This is a genomic window from Desulfoluna spongiiphila, from assembly GCF_900101345.1.
Lineage (GTDB): Bacteria > Desulfobacterota > Desulfobacteria > Desulfobacterales > Desulfolunaceae > Desulfoluna > Desulfoluna spongiiphila.
The window spans coordinates 160,273-177,716 of the sequence record NZ_FMUX01000005.1 but is presented as its reverse complement, the minus strand read 5'-3'; the positions used below and the strand labels follow the sequence as shown (position 1 = coordinate 177,716).

9 protein-coding genes and 2 pseudogenes are annotated in these 17,444 nt (G+C 58.7%); 9 read left to right on the top strand and 2 right to left on the bottom strand.

Annotation, left to right across the window (positions count from 1 at the left end; all coding sequences use genetic code 11):
- Positions 1 to 153: 153 nt before the first annotated feature.
- The 9 genes and pseudogenes from nuoF (at position 154) to BLQ12_RS08985 (ending at position 15,643) form a co-directional block, all read left to right on the top strand.
- Complete coding sequence (nuoF, locus tag BLQ12_RS09025; protein WP_092210317.1) at positions 154 to 1,941, top strand: NADH-quinone oxidoreductase subunit NuoF; 1,788 nt, start codon at positions 154 to 156, stop codon at positions 1,939 to 1,941.
- Between the two features lie 27 nt (positions 1,942 to 1,968).
- Positions 1,969 to 4,686, top strand: a complete 2,718-nt coding sequence (gene fdhF / locus BLQ12_RS09020) for a formate dehydrogenase subunit alpha (RefSeq protein WP_092210316.1) — start codon at positions 1,969 to 1,971, stop codon at positions 4,684 to 4,686.
- Positions 4,687 to 5,303: 617 nt separating this feature from the next.
- Positions 5,304 to 6,752 (top strand): annotated as a pseudogene (locus BLQ12_RS26955) (FAD-dependent oxidoreductase); the annotation flags it as partial.
- A 258-nt stretch (positions 6,753 to 7,010) separates the two neighbouring features.
- Positions 7,011 to 9,431: pseudogene (gene fdhF / locus BLQ12_RS26950) on the top strand (formate dehydrogenase subunit alpha); the annotation flags it as partial.
- 594 nt (positions 9,432 to 10,025) lie between these two features.
- Positions 10,026 to 10,964, top strand: coding sequence for an ABC transporter ATP-binding protein (locus BLQ12_RS09005; RefSeq protein ID WP_092210313.1), 939 nt, complete (start codon positions 10,026 to 10,028; stop codon positions 10,962 to 10,964).
- 4 nt (positions 10,965 to 10,968) lie between these two features.
- Positions 10,969 to 11,670, top strand: coding sequence for an ABC transporter permease subunit (locus BLQ12_RS09000; protein ID WP_092210312.1), 702 nt, complete (start codon positions 10,969 to 10,971; stop codon positions 11,668 to 11,670).
- A 279-nt stretch (positions 11,671 to 11,949) separates the two neighbouring features.
- The gene (locus tag BLQ12_RS08995) at positions 11,950 to 14,100 is read left to right on the top strand and encodes a Gldg family protein (RefSeq protein ID WP_175469600.1); all 2,151 of its coding nucleotides are present in this window, start codon (positions 11,950 to 11,952) and stop codon (positions 14,098 to 14,100) included.
- A 27-nt stretch (positions 14,101 to 14,127) separates the two neighbouring features.
- Complete coding sequence (locus BLQ12_RS08990) at positions 14,128 to 15,057, top strand: DUF4340 domain-containing protein (protein ID WP_092210310.1); 930 nt, start codon at positions 14,128 to 14,130, stop codon at positions 15,055 to 15,057.
- A gap of 136 nt (positions 15,058 to 15,193) precedes the next feature.
- On the top strand, positions 15,194 to 15,643 hold the full coding sequence (locus BLQ12_RS08985; protein WP_092210309.1) for a hypothetical protein: 450 nt from the start codon (positions 15,194 to 15,196) through the stop codon (positions 15,641 to 15,643).
- A gap of 20 nt (positions 15,644 to 15,663) precedes the next feature.
- On the opposite strand, the gene BLQ12_RS08980 is transcribed toward BLQ12_RS08985, so the two are convergent.
- Together BLQ12_RS08980 and BLQ12_RS08975 are read right to left on the bottom strand one after the other, a co-directional pair.
- On the bottom strand, positions 15,664 to 16,194 hold the full coding sequence (locus tag BLQ12_RS08980) for a hypothetical protein (protein WP_092210308.1): 531 nt from the start codon (positions 16,192 to 16,194) through the stop codon (positions 15,664 to 15,666).
- Positions 16,195 to 16,266: 72 nt separating this feature from the next.
- Positions 16,267 to 17,421 carry an MGDG synthase family glycosyltransferase gene (locus BLQ12_RS08975; RefSeq protein WP_092210307.1) on the bottom strand — a complete coding sequence of 385 codons (1,155 nt, stop codon included), beginning with the start codon at positions 17,419 to 17,421 and terminating at the stop codon, positions 16,267 to 16,269.
- Between the last annotated feature and the right edge of the window lie 23 nt (positions 17,422 to 17,444).

Here is a 17,444-nt window from a genome sequence, read left to right as displayed (position 1 = left end):
CACGCCGTGGCCACGGGCCTGCCGATGCGGAATCCGGCACCGGACAGGCCACACCCATTAAACAGCATGACACACATGTCATCCATACCGTGAAGGCTGACAGCCAGGCGGCCTTCGAAGCCTTTACAAGCGATTCCAACCCAGGAGAAAGAGATGAGTAAAACAAGAATGCAGCTGATGCTGTGCGGCGGCACGGGATGCCACGCCACCGGCAGCAAGCCTTTCCAGGAAGCGCTCAACGCCGAGCTGATCAACCGCGGGCTCGCAGATGAAATAAAAGTGGTGGAGACCGGCTGCAACGGCTTCTGCGCCGTGGGCCCCGTGATGCTGGTTCAGCCCGAAGGCATTTTTTACCAGAAACTGTCCGTTGACGATGTTCCAGAACTGGTGGAGGAGCACTTCCTCAAAGGCCGCCCCGTCCCCCGTCTCTTCTTCAAAGAGCACATGAGCAAAGAGAAGATCCCCCATATCGACGACATCCCGTTCTTCTCCAATCAGGTCTACCGGGCCATGAAAAACAAAGGGGCCATCGACCCGGAGGTCATCGACGAGTACATCGCCCGGGAAGGCTACTTCGGATCGGCCAAGGCCTTAAATGAAATGAAATCCGAAGAGATCATCGAAGAGATGCTCTCCTCAGGCCTCAGGGGCCGCGGTGGTGCCGGTTTCCCCACGGGCCTCAAATGGAAATTCGCCCACTCCAGCATCGGGGATGAAAAATACGTCCTCTGCAACGCCGACGAAGGGGACCCCGGCGCCTTCATGGACCGAAGCATCCTGGAATCCGACCCCCACGTGGTCCTTGAAGGGATGACCATCGCGGCCAAGGCCATCGGCGCCACCAAAGGCTACATCTACTGCCGCACCGAATACCAGCTGGCCATCCGCCGCCTTGAAATCGCCATTGCCCAGGCCAAAGAGTACGGCCTGCTGGGCGACGACATCCTGGGGTCGGGCTTCAACTTCGACATCGAGATCTACCAGGGCGCAGGCGCCTTTGTCTGCGGCGAAGAGACCGCCCTCATGCGCTCCATTGAAGGCAAGCGCGGCATGCCGAGGCCCCGTCCCCCCTTCCCCGCCCAGAAAGGCCTCTGGGACAAGCCCACGATCCTGAACAACGTGGAGACCTTTGCCAACGTGCCCCAGATCATCCTCAAGGGCGGCGAATGGTACGCCTCGGTGGGGACGGAAAAAAGCAAGGGGACCAAGGTGTTTGCCCTCTCCGGCGATGTCAACAACATCGGCCTCGTGGAGGTGCCCATGGGCCTTCCCATCCGCACCCTGGTCTACGATATAGGCGGCGGCATCCCCAAAAAACGAAAGTTCAAGGCGGTGCAGCTGGGAGGCCCCTCCGGCGGATGTGTTCCCGAACAGCACCTGGACACCCCCATCGACTATGAAGAGATCGCCAAGGTCGGTGCCATCATGGGTTCCGGCGGCGCCATCGTCATGGACGACCGCACCTGCATGGTGGACATGGCCCGCTTCTTCATGGATTTCATCCAGGAGGAGTCCTGCGGCAAGTGCACCCCCTGCCGGGAGGGCACCCGCCGGATCCTTGAGATCTTAGAAAGAATCTGCGAAGGTAAAGGAGAGGAGAGCGACCTCAAGTCCCTGGAAGAGCTCAGCGAAGTGGCCAGCAACTCGGCCCTCTGCGGCCTCGGCCAGACCGCCGCCAACCCCGTGCTCTCCACCATGCGTTTCTTCATGGACGAGTACAAGGCCCACATCTTCGAAAAACGCTGCCCGGCCAAAACCTGCCAGGCCCTCCTCAAGTTCACCGTGGACCCCGACAAATGCAAGAAATGCGGTCTCTGTTACAAAGCCTGCCCGGCCGACGCCATTGCCTGGCAGAAAAAAGAGGTGGCCGTCATTGATACAGGCAAATGCGTGCAGTGCATGAGCTGCTACGACAAATGCCCCTTTGACGCCATCGACTAATGCATAACAGAAGGTGAGATTTTGGAGATGGAACACAAAGAGAAGAGAATCGTCATCGACGACAAAAGCCTTCCCTTTACCGATGGGGAAACCATTCTGGACGTTGCAAAGCGTAACCACATTGATATCCCCACCCTCTGCCACCTCAAGGGGAGTATGCCCACCGGGGCCTGTCGGATCTGCATGGTGGACGTGGCGGGTGCCCGTACCCTCCTCACCGCCTGCACCGTCCCGGTGGAAGACGGAATGACGGTACGCACCGAGACCCCCGAGATCATCCGCTCCCGGCGCATGACCATTGAGCTGATGCTCTCCTCGGGACGTCACGACGACTGCCTGGTCTGTCCCTCCTCCGGCAGCTGCCGTCTCCAGGAACTCGCCTTCCGTTACAAGGTCAAAGGCGCCTCATTCAAAGACACCGGCGTCACCTACCCCATGGAGGCGGTGAACCCGTTCATCCTCCGGGATTTTTCAAAGTGTATCCTCTGCGGGCGCTGTGTCCAGGTCTGCAACGAGGTCCAGGTTAACGAAGCCATCGACTTCGGCTACCGGGGCGCCCAGACCAAAATCATCACCAAGGGCGATCTGCCCCTGAAGGATTCGGACTGCGTGTTCTGCGGTGAGTGCGTCCAGGTCTGTCCCGTGGCGGCCCTGGTCCCCAGGGACGCCCGCATGGTGCCGCGCATCTCCGAAACCGAGCCCGTCAGGACCACCTGCTCCTACTGCGGGGTGGGCTGCCAGATGAACCTGCATGTCAAAAGCAACAGGGTCTGGCATGTCTCCGGCTGCGAAGAGGCCGCCCCCAACTTCGGGAGCCTCTGCGTCAAAGGACGCTACGCGTTTGACTTCATCGCTTCGGATCGCCGTCTCACCACCCCCCTCATCAAAGAGAACGGCTCGTTCCGGGAAGCCTCCTGGGGGGAGGCCCTGGACCTTACGGCCCGACGCCTCAAAGAAATCGCAGGCGTCCATGCCGATGCCGTGGGGGTCCTCACTTCGGCCCGTGTCACCAACGAAGAGAACTACGTGGCCCAGAAATTCACCCGCACGGTGCTGAAAACAAACAACGTCGATCACTGCGCACGGTTGTGACACAGCTCCACGGTGGCCGGTCTGGCCGCCTCCTTCGGCAGCGGTGCCATGACAAACCCCATCTCGGATATCGAGAAGGCGGATGTCATCCTTGTAACGGGCTCCAACACCACGGAGACCCACCCCGTCATCTCAGCGGCCATCAAACGGGCCGCCAAGTTCGGCGGGAAAAAGCTCATCGTGGCAGACCCCCGGGAAATCACCCTGAAAAAGCACGCCCACCTCAAGATGGCCCCCAGGCCCGGTGGCGATATTGCCTGGATCAACGGGATGATCCACGTGATCCTTGAAGAAGGGCTTCAGGACAAACGCTATATCCTGGAACGCACCGAAGGCTTTGACGCCATGGCAAAATCCGTGGCCCCCTTCACGCCCGGGTACGTACGCAAAATCACTGGCATCCCCGAAGAGACCCTGATTGCCGCGGCGCGGCTCTACGCCGGAGCGGAAAAGGGGTCCATCCTGTACTGCATGGGCATCACCCAGCACATCAACGGCACCGATGCCGTGAAAGCCCTGGCCAACCTGGCCATGGTCTGCGGCAACGTGGGCATCGAAGGCGGCGGGGTCAACCCCCTGCGCGGACAGAACAACGTCCAGGGCGCCTGCGACATGGGGGGCCTGCCCGACGTCTACCCCGGCTACAGAAAGGTCCATGAAGAGGCCCATGCCCAAACCATGGAAAAAGCCTGGGGCGTTACCGGCCTCTCCCGCACCCCCGGCCTCACCGCCACAGACATGGTGGATGCGGCCATCAACGGAAAACTCAAGGCCCTTTACGTCATCGGCGAGAACCCCCTGGTCTCCGAAGCCGACCTCAACCACACGGAAAAAGGCTTCAGCAGCCTGGAGTTCCTCGTGGTTCAGGACATCTTCATGTCCGAAACCGCCCGGGCAGCCGACGTGGTCCTGCCGGCCCTGTGCTTTGCAGAAAAGGAAGGCACCTTCACCAACACCGAGCGACGCGTGCAGCGGGTTCGAAAAGCCGTGGACGGTCCCGACGGGGTCTCCACGGACTGGGAGATCGTCTGCGACATCGCCCGGCGCATGGGAACCGACATGGGGTTCACTTCAGCCGAAGCCATCTTTACTGAGCTGGCCGCCGTCACCCCCAGCTTTTCCGGCCTCTCCTACCCCCGCATTGAAGACGAAGGCATCCCCTGGCCCTGCCCCACGGCCGACCACCCCGGCACGCCCCGGCTCCACGTGGGCACCTTTGCCAAGGGCAAAGGCACCTTCCACGCCATCGCCTGGACACCGCCTGCCGAGGTCACCGATGAGGACTACCCCCTGGCCCTGACCACCGGACGGGTCCTCTACCACTACCACACCGGCACCATGACCCGAAAATCCAAGGGGCTCAACGAACGCTCACCGGAATGCTTCGTGGAGATGGAGGGAAGCGATGCCAAGGCCCTGGGCCTTGCCGACGGAACCATGGCAACGGTCACCTCCCGCCGGGGCGAGATCACCGCACGGGTCAAGGTCAGCCGGCGCATGGGCAAAGGGACGGTCTTTATCCCCTTCCACTTTGCCGAAGCCGCCGCCAACCGCCTGACCAATGCCAAGCTGGACCCGGTCTCCAAGATCCCGGAGTTCAAAGTGTGCGCGGTCCGCATCGCCTCGGCCCCGGACGCCGGAAAGGAAAACTGACGCCCGCAGGAAGGCCCCATGGCGAAAAAAAGCCTGACCTCCAGCCTGTGACCTTTTACTGCCCAGGGTTAACGCATTTAGATTTTTGCCTCCGGCGGCCCTGCCGGGGGCCAAACTTTTGAAAAGTTTGACAAACAGGTTTTGTTCTTTGAAAATGCGACACTACAGAGCATAGTCCCTCTTCTTTATTTAGTTTATCAAGGCGCTTATCTTCAGACCCTGCGGGGCTGGAGATAAGCGCCTTGATTACCGGAAAGTTTTTGCGGAGCTTTTTTCAAAAAGCGACCCGCCGGAGGCAACTGATTTTTTAAATGCGTTAACCCTGTTTTACTGCCCCCTGCACCTTGCCGCCGGGGCCTGTTTCATGTAGGCTGGTTGGTCTGTAATCCAAAATATAAGCGAGCTGGTAACCACAGGTGGTCACTGTTCGGCCTGAAAACTCGGGTTCATGGGTTCAACAGATGAACCCGCTTCCCCGGCCGGTGTCCCTGTCAGGCCCAGCCGCACCATGTGATAGACCGGGGCGTCACCCCTTGCGGGTGACGCCCATTCTTTATATGCCCATTCGTTATCTGAATGATTCCGCCGGTCCGAGACCTTCCGGCACGGAGTGATGTATGGCCAAGTTAACAATCAACGGTATCAACGTTGAAGCCGATGAGTCCCAAACCCTGCTCGATGTTATCCGAGAGCACCGCATTGCCGACATTCCAACCCTTTGCCATGTAGAGAAGACCGCCCCCTTCGGGTCCTGTTCCCTCTGCGTGGCCGAAGTGGAAGGCGCCCCCGCCCTTCGCCGCACCTGCGCCACCCCCGTTACCGACGGCATGGTGGTCCACACCGAAACCGATACGGTCAAAAGGTCCCGAAAAACAAACCTGGAGCTTCTCCTCGGCCGCCACACCGCCGACTGCTACGCCCCCTGCCGCCTGGCCTGCCCGGCCAACGTGGACATCCAGGGGTATGTGGCCCTTGCCAAGCGCGGCCTCTACAAGGAGGCGGTCAAGCTCATGAAGGAGACCAACCCCCTGCCCATCGTCTGCGGCAGGGTGTGCGCCAAGCCGTGCGAAGCAGCCTGTCGGCGGAACCTCATCGATGAGCCCGTGGACATAAAAAACATCAAGCGATTTGTGGCCGACCGGGAGCTGGCCCTGGGGGATATCTATATTCCGGAGCCCGGAAAACCCACGGGACGCACCGTGGCCATTATCGGCACCGGCCCTGCGGGACTCTCCGCCGCCTACTTCCTCCGCCTTGCCGGTCACCGGGTGGTCATGTTCGAAGCCATGCCCGAACCCGGCGGCATGATGCGCTACGGCATCCCCGAATACCGCCTCCCCAAAAAGGATCTCCGGGCCGAAATCGACGCCATCTTCGCCATGGGCGTGGAGGTGCGTTACAACGTGGCCCTGGGCCGCGACTTCACCCTGTCCGAACTCCGGGAAGATTTCGACGCCGTCTTCATCGGCCACGGGGCCCAGGTGGGCTCGTCCATGCGCACCACCGGCGGCGATCTCTCCGGCGTCATGCAGGGGGTGGACTTTCTCCGGGAGGTCAACCTGGGAACAGCCAAAAAGCTCAGCGGCAACGTCTTTGTGGTGGGCGGGGGCAACACCGCCATCGATGCGGCCAGGACGGCCCTGCGCTACGGCGCGGACAAGGTGACCATCATCTACCGCCGCACCGAAAAAGAAATGCCCGCAGCCATCGAAGAGATCGAGGACGCCAAGGAAGAGAAGATCGAAATCCGCATTCTCACCAACCCCGTCTCCTACGAAGGGGCAAACGGCCGTTTAAACGGCGTCACCTTCGTCAAGATGGAACTCGGCGAGCCCGACGCCAGCGGCAGAAGACGCCCCGTGGTCATGGAAAACAGCGAATACACCGAAAGCGCGGACTTCGTCATCGAAGCCATCGGCCAGAAAGTGGTCACGGACTTTCTCGACGGCGTGGGCCTCACCCGCTGGAACTCCATTGACGCAGACGGATCCCTCTTCTCCACGAACATGGAGGGGGTCTACGCAGGGGGCGATGCCGTCACCGGCCCCAGCGTTATCATAGGGGCCGTGGCCCACGGCCGAAAAGCCGCCTTTGCCATGGACCGCCTGCTCACCGGACGAGGGACCAGGGCCGAAGACCGCCTTGGCTTTCACGTAAAAAAAGAAGACTTCGGCGTCCTCTCCGCCGAGGACCTCAAAGGCAAACCCGTCCTGCCCCGCCGCCACATCGAAAAGGCGGACCCGGAAACCCGTGCAGACAGCTTCACCGAGGTGGAGCTGGGCTTCACCGAAGAGAACCTGCTTGCGGAAACAGGGCGCTGCCTCGAATGCGGCTGCCAGGATGTATCCGGCTGCGATTTACGGCGGTACGCCACCCTCATGGAGGCAGACAAGACCCGATTCATGCCGAAAAGCCCAGAAAAGGAGCAGTTCAAGGCCCACAAATCAGGCCACGGCATCGAAGAGGTCAACCCCTTTATCATCCGGGACTTCAACAAGTGCATCCTCTGCGGCTCCTGCGTCCAGGTCTGCAACGACGTCCAGGTCAACGAAGCCATAGACTTAGGGTTCCGGGGTATTGGGGCCAAAATCATCGCGGGCATCGATCAGCCCCTGAAGGACTCGTCTTGCGTCTTTTGCGGCTCCTGTGTCCAGGCCTGCCCCGTGGGCGCCCTCACAGAAAAAAACGTGGTCTACAGAGGCAAACCCTGGGACGAGACAAAAACCAGATCAACCTGCGGCTATTGCGGGGTGGGCTGCCAGATCGACATCCACGCCAAGGCCGGAAAAGTCACCCGCATCACCGGTGCCGAAGAGAGCGCGCCCAACTTTGGAAGCCTCTGCGTCAAGGGACGTTACGGATTTGACTTCATCGGCTCTGACGAACGCCTCACCACCCCGTTGATCAAAGAAGGCGAAACATTCCGGGAGGCCACCTGGACCGAAGCCCTGGACCTGACGGCCCGGCGCTTAAAAGAGATCTCAGAGGCCCACGGGGATGCCGCAGGGGTCCTCACCTCCGCCCGCATCACCAACGAAGAGAACTACGTGGCCCAGAAATTTGCCCGCACCGTGCTGAAAACAAACAATGTCGATCACTGCGCGCGGTTGTGACATTCCTCCACGGTGGCCGGTCTGGCCGCCGCATTCGGAAGTGGTGCCATGACAAACCCCATCTCGGATATCGAGAAGGCGGATGTCATCCTCGTTGCGGGCTCCAACACCACGGAGACCCACCCCGTCATCTCATCTGCCATCAAGCGGGCGGTGAAATTCGGGGGCACAAAACTTATCGTGGCAGACCCCAGGAGGATCGAGCTTAAAAAGCACGCCCACCTGTCCCTGTCCCCCAACCCGGGCAGCGATATTGCCTGGATCAACGGCATGATCCGCGTGATCCTTGAAGAGGGGCTTGAAGACGCAGCCTACATAAAAGAGCGTACCGAGGGCATAGACGCCTTAAGGGAGGCCGTGGCCCCCTATACCCCGGAACACGTTGAAGAGCTCACCGGCATCCCCGCAGAACAGCTCATCCAGGCGGCTCTGGTCTATGCCGGTGTGGAAAAGGGAAGCATCCTCTACTGCATGGGGATCACCCAGCACACCACGGGCACAGACAACGTAAAAGCCCTGGCCAACCTGTCCATGGTATGCGGCAACGTCGGAATCGAAGGCGGCGGGGTCAATCCCCTGCGCGGACAGAACAACGTCCAGGGCGCCTGCGACATGGGAGGCCTCCCCGATGTCTATCCCGGCTACCGAAAGGTCCATGAAGAGCCCCATGCCCTTTCCATGGAAAAAGCCTGGGGCGTCTCCGGCCTCTCCCGAACCCCGGGCCTTACCGCAACGGAGATGGTGGATGCGGCCATCAAAGGGGGCTTAAAAGCCCTCTATGTTATTGGCGAGAACCCCCTTGTGTCTGAGGCGGATCTGAACCACGCAGAAAAAGCCTTCCACAATCTCGATTTTCTCGTGGTCCAGGATATTTTCCTCACCGAGACCGCCCAGGCCGCCGATGTGGTGCTTCCCGCCCTCTGCTTTGCAGAAAAGGACGGCACCTTCACCAACACCGAGCGCCGGGTCCAGCGCGTCCGAAACGCCGTGGAGGGCCCTGAAGGGGTGCCCACGGACTGGGAGGTCACCTGCGAAGTGGCACGCCGCATGGGGGTTGACATGAGCTACCCCTCGGCCGAAGCCATCTTTGACGAGCTCGCCTCTGTCACCCCCGCCTTCGGGGGCTTAAGCTACGAACGCCTTGACGGCGAAGGCATCCCCTGGCCCTGCCCCACCGCAGACCACCCCGGCACCCCGCGCCTCCACGTGGAGAGCTTTGCCAAAGGCAAGGGGACCTTTTTTCCCGTTGCCTTTACCCCGGCAGCGGAAACCCCGGATGCCGACTACCCCCTTGTCCTCACCACCGGACGGGTGCTCTACCACTACCACACCGGGACCATGACCCGAAAATCGGACGGCCTGAACCAGCAGGTAGGCGAGTGCTTCGTGGAAATGAACCGGGAGGACGCCCGGGAGAAAAACCTCGCCCACGGCGACATGGCCACCCTCTTCTCCCGACGCGGCAAGATCAAAGCCCGGGTGAACATCTCCGGACGCATGGAACAAGGGACGGTCTTTCTCCCCTTCCACTTTGCCGAAGCCGCCGCCAACCGGCTGACCAACGCCAAACTCGACCCGGTCTCCAAGATCCCCGAGTTCAAGGTATGCGCGGTAACCGTGGAAAAAGCCTAAGGGACGCTACAAAAAAAAACGATGCCTCCGGCGGCAAGGTGTGCCACCTTGAAAGCCGGTTTCCGCTGTGATTTAACCCTCGTTCCCCGGGTCAAATCACAGCGGAATTCTGGCAACGTATTGTTTGATTATTTTTTTTCCAACGGCCTGACGGGCTGCGCCCGTAAAATCGCCTGGCACGAGAAAACCCAGTACCCATTCACATGGCTACTGGGTTTTCTCTTTCCTTCACCCTTTGCCCTTCACCCTTCGCCCTATCTCCTTCCTTACATTAAAACCCTGTAATACTCCCCCTTGCACGCACTTTCCCCCTTGCATTTTCCTTACTCCTGTGCAAGAAATCCTGTGGTTGAATCGATTCGCATCACCCGCCAACCGGCTCCATGGGACGCAGCACACCCTGCCGGATGCATCGGTAACCGTATCACACCGACCATCCCGGCCATGCTCCCGATTACCCCTTCAAACCAACCGGACGGCAGACATGAATCGTCTCACAGACCCTGTGAGATAACCCATTTTCAGGGCAATCCATGAAAATGTGAAACAAAGATCTCTATTACATACAAACCATCTTTGCCCAAGGAGGAACGCATGATCAGGGTTGACGATGTCACCAAAGACTACGGCGCGTTTCGCGCGGTGGACGGCATCAGCCTGGAAATTCGCAAAGGGGAGATCCTCGGTCTTCTGGGCCCCAACGGCGCCGGAAAAACCACCACCCTTAAAATGCTCACCGGGTACTTCCCCCCCACCAGCGGAGAGATTTACTACAACGACGCACCCGTATCCCACCAACCGTTGGAGATCAAAAAGCGCATCGGCTACCTGCCGGAATCGGCCCCCCTCTATCCCAACATGCTGGTGTATGACTTTCTTTGCTACACGGCGGATGTCCGTGGCATCCCCAAAGCCAAACGCCTTGCCCGCATCAAGGAGATGTCCGCCCTGTGCAGCCTGACGGAGATCATGGACAAACCCATCGGGGAACTCTCCAAGGGCCTCAAGCAGCGTGTGGGGCTGGCCTATGCCATGATCAGCGATCCGGAGATCCTGGTCCTGGACGAGCCCACCTCGGGGCTCGACCCCAACCAGATCGTTGAGATCCGCAAAATCATCCGCGACATCGGCGAAACCCGGACCATCATCTTCTCCACCCATATCTTAAGCGAAGCCGAGGCCACCTGCGATCGCATCGCCATTGTCCATAAAGGCAAAATCGTGGCCGACGGCACCACCGACGAAATCCGTGCAGGCGGCAACGGCAGCGGCCCCTGCCTGAAGATGGACGTCAAAGGTGCCTCAGCCGCCGAGGCAAAAAACCTGTTTCAAGGAATCGGCAGCGTGGCCCGGGTGGAGGCATCCCAGAGCAAAGAGAACCGCTGCGAGCTGTCCGTGACCTTCAAAAAGGGACAGGACGGTCGGGAGGCGGTGTACAACGCCGTCAAAGAGACCGACTGGGTGCTCATGAACTTCGCCATGGAGGCCAACACCCTTGAAACCATCTTCCGAACCCTGACGAAGGAGAACTGAGCCCATGCAGACCCTTCACATCATGAAAAAAGAGCTGAAAGACTTCTTCACCTCGCCCATCGCCTACATTGTCATCGCCATCTTCCTCCTGGTGACGGGCTGGTTCTTCTTCCTCACCTTTTTCTTAAACGGCCAGGCAAGCCTTCGCGACTTTTTTGCGCTCCTGCCCCTGATCTTCTCCTTTGTGATCCCGGCGGTCACCATGCGCCTCTTTGCCGAAGAGCTGGCCATGGGCTCCTTTGAGGTGGTCATGACCCTGCCCGTTACATCCCGGGACATCGTGGTGGGAAAATTCCTGTCCGCCCTGGTCTTTATCTGCGCCATGCTGATTCCCACCTTTGCCTATGCCGTCACCGTGGCCCTCTTCGGTGACCTGGACTGGGGGCCTGTCATCGGTGGGTACGCCGGAGCCGTTCTCTTGGGCGGGGCCTTTGCCGCCATCGGCCTCTTCGCCTCGTCCCTGACCCGCAACCAGATCATCGCCTTTATCCTGGGGACACTCATCTGCTTTGCCCTCACCCTGGTGGACAAGCTCCTGGTCTTTTTCCCCACGGCCATCCTGGGCTTTTTCAGCCAGATCGGGGCCGACTACCACTTCCGGAACATCGCACGGGGCGTCATCGACTCCCGGGACCTCCTCTATTTCGGCGGGGTGATCTTTCTGTTCCTCTACGGGGCATCCATCTCCGTGACGGAAAAGGAATAAAAAAAAGCCTCCGGCGGCGAGGTGTGCCACCTCGAAAGCTGGTTGCGAATGCTCCAACCCTCGTTCCTCGGGTTTCCACATTCGCTTACGGGCTTTGCCAGTGGGGCACACGATTTAAGAAAGCTCAGCAAAAATTTTCCGTAGTCGTTACATCAAGAACTTTGATATTGGCAACGACTTGCGAATATGCAGAAACCGTACTCAAGACCTGTTTATCAAACTTTTCAAAAGTTTGGTCCCCGGCAGGGCCGCCGGAGGCATAAAAAATATAGGATAACCATGAAAAAAGAAAAATATCTCAAAGGACTGATCTACATCGTGGTGGTGGTGCTTTTGAATGTGGCGGGCGCCACCCTCTTCTTTCGGGCGGACCTCACGAAAAACAAGGTCTACTCCCTCTCCGATGCCAGCATCGAGGCGGTGATGAACCTTTCGGAGCCGCTCACCATCAATGTCTTCTTCTCCGAGGACCTGCCGGCTCCCCACAACACCACCGAAAAGTACCTTGCCGACCTGCTGGAAGAGTATGCCATCAACGCAAACCGCTACTTCAACTTCCGATTCTACCCCATCGGCGGGGACATCGACACCAACACCGCCAGCAAGCGCAACGCGGAGCTGGCAAACAGCTACGGCATCCGGCCCGTGAGCATCCAGATGGTGGAGAGCGATGAAGTCAAGGTTAAGACCGCGTACATGGGTCTGGTGGTCATCCACGGAGACCTCATCGAGCGCCTGCCGGCTATCACCACCACCGAAGGCCTCGAATACAAACTCACCATGGCCATGATGAAGCTGGGGAACAAAATCAGCACCCTGCTCTCCCTGGACGGAAAGATCGAGGCCGATCTCTACCTTTCCCGATCCATGACGGCCGTGGCCCCCCTCATGGGGCTCAAAGACATTCAGGATCTTCCGGGCCGCGTGGAGACAGCGGTGAGCAAAGTCAGCCGCCGCAGTTACGACCGCCTCTCCTTCAACCGCTTCGACCCGCAAACGGCCGAAGAAAAAAAAGTCCTGTCGGACCGTTACGGGGTGCTCCAGCTGGGGTGGCCGGACCTGTCCGGCGGCAAGGTCAAAGCGGGCTCCGGCATCATCGGCATGGTCATGCGATACGATGAAAAATCCGTCAACATCCCCATCCTTGAGGTCAACCGCATTCCCCTGTTCGGGACCCAGTACAAGCTCATGACCGACCAGGAGCTGGAAGACGCCATCGGCGGGGCCGTGGAATCCCTCATCGACATCAACGAAAAGGTGGGGTACCTCACCAGCAACGGCACCGCACCGCGTTTCGACCGCAACCCCGCCAACCCCATGGCACCGGGGACAAACGCCCTCAACAACTTCAGCGCCACCCTCTCCCGCAGCTACGCGGTCTCCGATGTGGACTTGAGGGGCAGCAGCATCCCGGAAGACATCAACAGCCTGATTATCGCCGGGGCCAAGGAGTCCTTCACCGACTACGACCTCTTCCAGATCGACCAGGCCCTCATGGCTGGCAAGCATGTCGCCGTCTTTGTGGACGCTTTCAAGGAGATGAAGAACCCCAACCCCCAGATGGCATTTATGCAGCCGTCCATCTACACGCCGGTCCGGACGGGCCTCGACAAGCTCCTGGCCCATTACGGGGTTCGCGTTCAAAGCGCTTACATCATGGATGAGAACTGCTACAAACAGAACCTGCCCAGGCGCATGGGGGGCGGCCAGCAGAACGTCTACTTTGCTCCCATCATCGAAAACGACACCATCAACCATGATGTCCCCTTCATGAACAACATCAAGGGGCTCGTCACCTTAAAAGCCGCACCGGTCACCGTGGACGAAAAAATCGTAACCGGGCAGAACCTTACGGCCGCCACCCTCTTTTCCACCTCCAAGCGCTCCTGGCTCAAGGAGAGGAACATTGCCCTGAACCCCATGTTCCTCAAGCCCCCTGCCGATGACGCCTCCTTTGCCAGCCACCCGGTGGCCGCCATGGTGGAAGGCTCCTTTACCAGCTACTTCACGGGCAAGCCCATTCCGGAAAAACCGGCCCCTGAACAGGCAGAAGATGCCGAAAAGCCGGAGAACAAGGCAGCTGCCATCTCCCAAAAAGGGGCCGTCCTCACCAAAGGCAAACCCGCCCGGCTCATCGTGGTGGGCTCCCTGGACATGCTCACAAACAGCCTCTTTGACGAGCAGGGAGAAAGCGCCAATGCCACCTTTGTCATGAACCTCATGGACGGACTCAACGGACGCGAAGGCATTGCCGTCATGCGAAGCAAAAAGCAGCGGTTCAACCCCATCGACAAAGTGCCGGACAGCATCAAAACGCCGGTGAAAGCCTTTAACATTGTCGGCCTGCCCATGCTTGTGGCTCTTTTCGGTATGGCCGTCTACTTAAAACGCCAGTCCCGACGAAAAACGATCCGGGCCATGTTTCAATAACCACACCACCACAGGAGGACACCTGACGTGAAAAAAGAAATCATCATTCTCCTTGCCCTGATTGTGGCCTTAAGCGCCTATCTTTTCATGCGGGACACCGACGGCACCAGCTACGAGCTGCCGGTTCTGGATACCGTGTCTGCAGGGGATGTGGACAGGATGGAGATCAAAACGAAAACAAAGACCCTGCTCTTTGAAAAGCAGGGAGAGACGTGGACCGTGGACCTCGAAGGGTTTCCGGCCAAACAGGATCAGGTCACAAAGCTGGTGGAGACGGCCGGGGACCTGACCCTGACGGCCATGGTCTCGGAAGCCGAGAGCTACAGCCGCTATGACCTAGGCCCGGACACCGCCAAAACAATCCTTCTTTACAATGGAGAGAACCTCCTGCGGGACGTCACCGTGGGCAAGGCAGCCCCTTCCATGGGGCACACCTTTGTCACCATCGAAGGTGACAAAAAAGTCTACCACGCAAAGGGCAACTTTACCTCCCAGTTCACCGCGGACCCGGAGCGATTCATCGACAAGACTGTTTTTAATCTGGTCCCGGCTGAGGTAACCACCCTTGCCGTCAACATGGGCGACACCTCAACCACCCTGTCAAGGGCCACGGAACCGGCCGAAGGAGACGCCGCACCGAAGGCTGTCTGGAAAGATCAGGACGGCGTGACCCTGGAGGCCGAAAAGGTCGATACGCTCATCGCCTCCCTGAGCCGCCTCTCATGCGACACATGGATGCTGGAGAAAAAACAGGACGCGTCCCCGGCCCTGACCCTTACCCTCACCACCGATCGTCCGTACACCCTGGAGCTGTTCGGGGACGCCCCCATGCACGGGACCGCCACGGACCGAGACCTTGGGTTTGCCCTGTCCGAAACAAAGGGTACAGATATCATGAACGCCGTAAAGGCCCTGACCGAGGCCCCCACGCCGGAACTGACCCAGACCGATGATTAAACTTGATTTACGTCAGAAATCATGATGTTATCGACAAATCACAAAGACAGCTAAAAGCAACGGGTGCATAAGGGTTTACCCGCCCCCATGCACCCGTTATTTTTTATTCGATCCCACAGCCATGAAAGAAAACAACATGACCTCACACCTGTCCATGCCACGGATTGTCGCCTTTGTTCTGGCACTCCTTGTTTCCGGTTCCGGCCTCGCCATGGCCGCCGAAGAGCAACCCATGATGAAAATGCCCGTGGACGGCGCCTGTGAGGAGCCCTACATCCTCTTTGAAGGGGTCTGCGCCATCCCCGCCTTTATGCAGGGCCAACCGGGCACCATCCTGGAGCAGATCAAGGCGTTTAAAAAAGACCATGAAAACCTGCCCCAGGAGCCCGAACCACCAACGGCATCAGCGTCTGTCCATGAAGATCCCTTATGCGCCCGGTACAAAAAATTAATTGAAGAACACCTGAACTCCAAAGCCGCCACGTACAACCCGGACTCGGTTGAAGTGGAGAAGGCTCGGGGCCAGGCCGCGGAAACCTCCATTGAAGAGGCCAGGGAATACCTGATCAACTTTTGCCAGGACTGATAAAGGGGCCCGGTTTGTCCTTACCCATCCCCAGGTTGGCGGCCCGATGAATCGGCCGTGGGATGGTTCACGATAAGCTGATGATACAAACGGGCCCTCTCCTCTGAAAAGTGAGTCAAAAACAAAACGGAAATCCCGAAGAGCATAAGGGTCAATCCCACGGCCCTGCCGTAGGGCCCTGTCCAGAGCAAAAAGCAGCAGAGCCCGATGAACACAACCCCTGCCATCCCCCACAGGATACGGGGATAGCCCTTCAGGAGCTCCCCGAGCCGTTCTTTTTCCGTTGCCACAAACCCTGCCGGGTCGGTGAGGTGCTGCTCTTCAAAGGCCAGGATTCTTTCCCGGTTCGTATACACCATCCCCAGGCCCCCCGACGTGCAGAAAAACCCGAGAATCAAAAAAGGAATGATCAGGGCTTTGGCAAAGGAGGTGCTCCCGAAAACCCAATAGAAAATCGCAACAAGAAGGATGAGAACCCCAAACAGGGCAAACAGCTTCCCCATGAAGATCTCACCCCGACACCACTTCAGAGTATACTGAAAAACATCCATCAGGTTCCCCCACACTGAAAATAAATGTCGGTTTTCTCAGACGCCCCGTATCGTGATCAACGCGGCCCGGATTCAGGAAGGGTCTGCGTCCCGCTCCAAGGCCTCGCACACGATATCCAGAACATGGGCCGCCGCATCCGGCCGTGCAATCTGCCCGGCTTTTTCTTTCATCCCACGCATTATATCAGGACGATCCATAAGCCGCTTGAGTTTATGTTCCAAAGACGTCACATCCAACGCTTTGTGAGCCGCCCCATGCTCAAGGAGATAATCGGCGTTTCGTTCTTCCTGGCCCGGAATCGGAGAGATGATAATCATGGGCAGGGCCATGGCCAGGCATTCGGAACTGGTCAACCCTCCGGGTTTGGTCACGGCGATATCGCTCACGGCCATCATCCGCTCTATCGTGTTGGTAAATCCCATGGGGATCAACCGTCCCCCGGAGGATTCCGAAAGGCGGGTAAGGGCCAGGAAAAGCGCCTCATTTTTACCTGCAAGGGCGATGATCTGACACAAGGGATCGGCCTTTAACATGCGCTCCGTCAACGTGAGCATATCCCCCAACCCCTCACCACCGGACATCATGAGAACGGTGGGTTTTTCAAGGGCTATTCCCAGCTCAGCGGCGCACGCCTCCTTGTCTTGGGCCATGGTAAACGGCGGGACAATGGGAATGCCCGTAATATGTATGTTCGAGGGGTCAATACCAAATGCTTCGAGCTTCCACGACGCTTCCTCGCAGGCCACGAAATAACCGTCCATTCGGTGCTGGAACCAAAGCCCGTGAACATCGAAATCCGTGACTTGAACCCAGCATGGAATCTTCATGCGGCCTTTTCTGATCTTACGCGAGATAAGGCCGGCGGGAAGAAAATGGGTGCAGAGGACCCCATCGGGATTGACCCGTTCAATTTCATCCATCAATGCCCGGGAGCTGAGGCGCTCGAAGGCAAGCCGTACCTTTTTCATCTTTGAGTCGTCATCTTCGGCCCGGTCGCTTTTGGAAAACATGTACCCCCACAGGGAGGGGTGGCGTTCGATTATCTTTAAATAGCTCTCTTTGTAAGCTTTCCTGAACGCTCCCGACACATAATCCATGGCATCCAGATGAACCACGTCCAGCTCCGGGCAGTGGCGCAAAGCGGTCTTCCGGATCGCTTCGGCGGCACGGACATGGCCGGAGCCGATGGAGACACTGATCACCAACAGTTTTCTTTTTTTACCCATGATTGCTTAATACCTTGATTAAA

What these genes read in the sequence shown, in the direction of transcription:
- nuoF (WP_092210317.1), top strand. Translation starts at nt 154, where the DNA reads ATGAGTAAAACAAGAATGCAGCTGATGCTGTGCGGCGGCACGGGATGC.
- BLQ12_RS09005 (WP_092210313.1), top strand. Translation starts at nt 10,026, where the DNA reads ATGATCAGGGTTGACGATGTCACCAAAGACTACGGCGCGTTTCGCGCG.
- BLQ12_RS09000 (WP_092210312.1), top strand. Translation starts at nt 10,969, where the DNA reads ATGCAGACCCTTCACATCATGAAAAAAGAGCTGAAAGACTTCTTCACC.
- BLQ12_RS08995 (WP_175469600.1), top strand. Translation starts at nt 11,950, where the DNA reads ATGAAAAAAGAAAAATATCTCAAAGGACTGATCTACATCGTGGTGGTG.
- BLQ12_RS08985 (WP_092210309.1), top strand. Translation starts at nt 15,194, where the DNA reads ATGACCTCACACCTGTCCATGCCACGGATTGTCGCCTTTGTTCTGGCA.
- BLQ12_RS08980 (WP_092210308.1), bottom strand. Translation starts at nt 16,194, where the DNA reads ATGGATGTTTTTCAGTATACTCTGAAGTGGTGTCGGGGTGAGATCTTC.
- BLQ12_RS08975 (WP_092210307.1), bottom strand. Translation starts at nt 17,421, where the DNA reads ATGGGTAAAAAAAGAAAACTGTTGGTGATCAGTGTCTCCATCGGCTCC.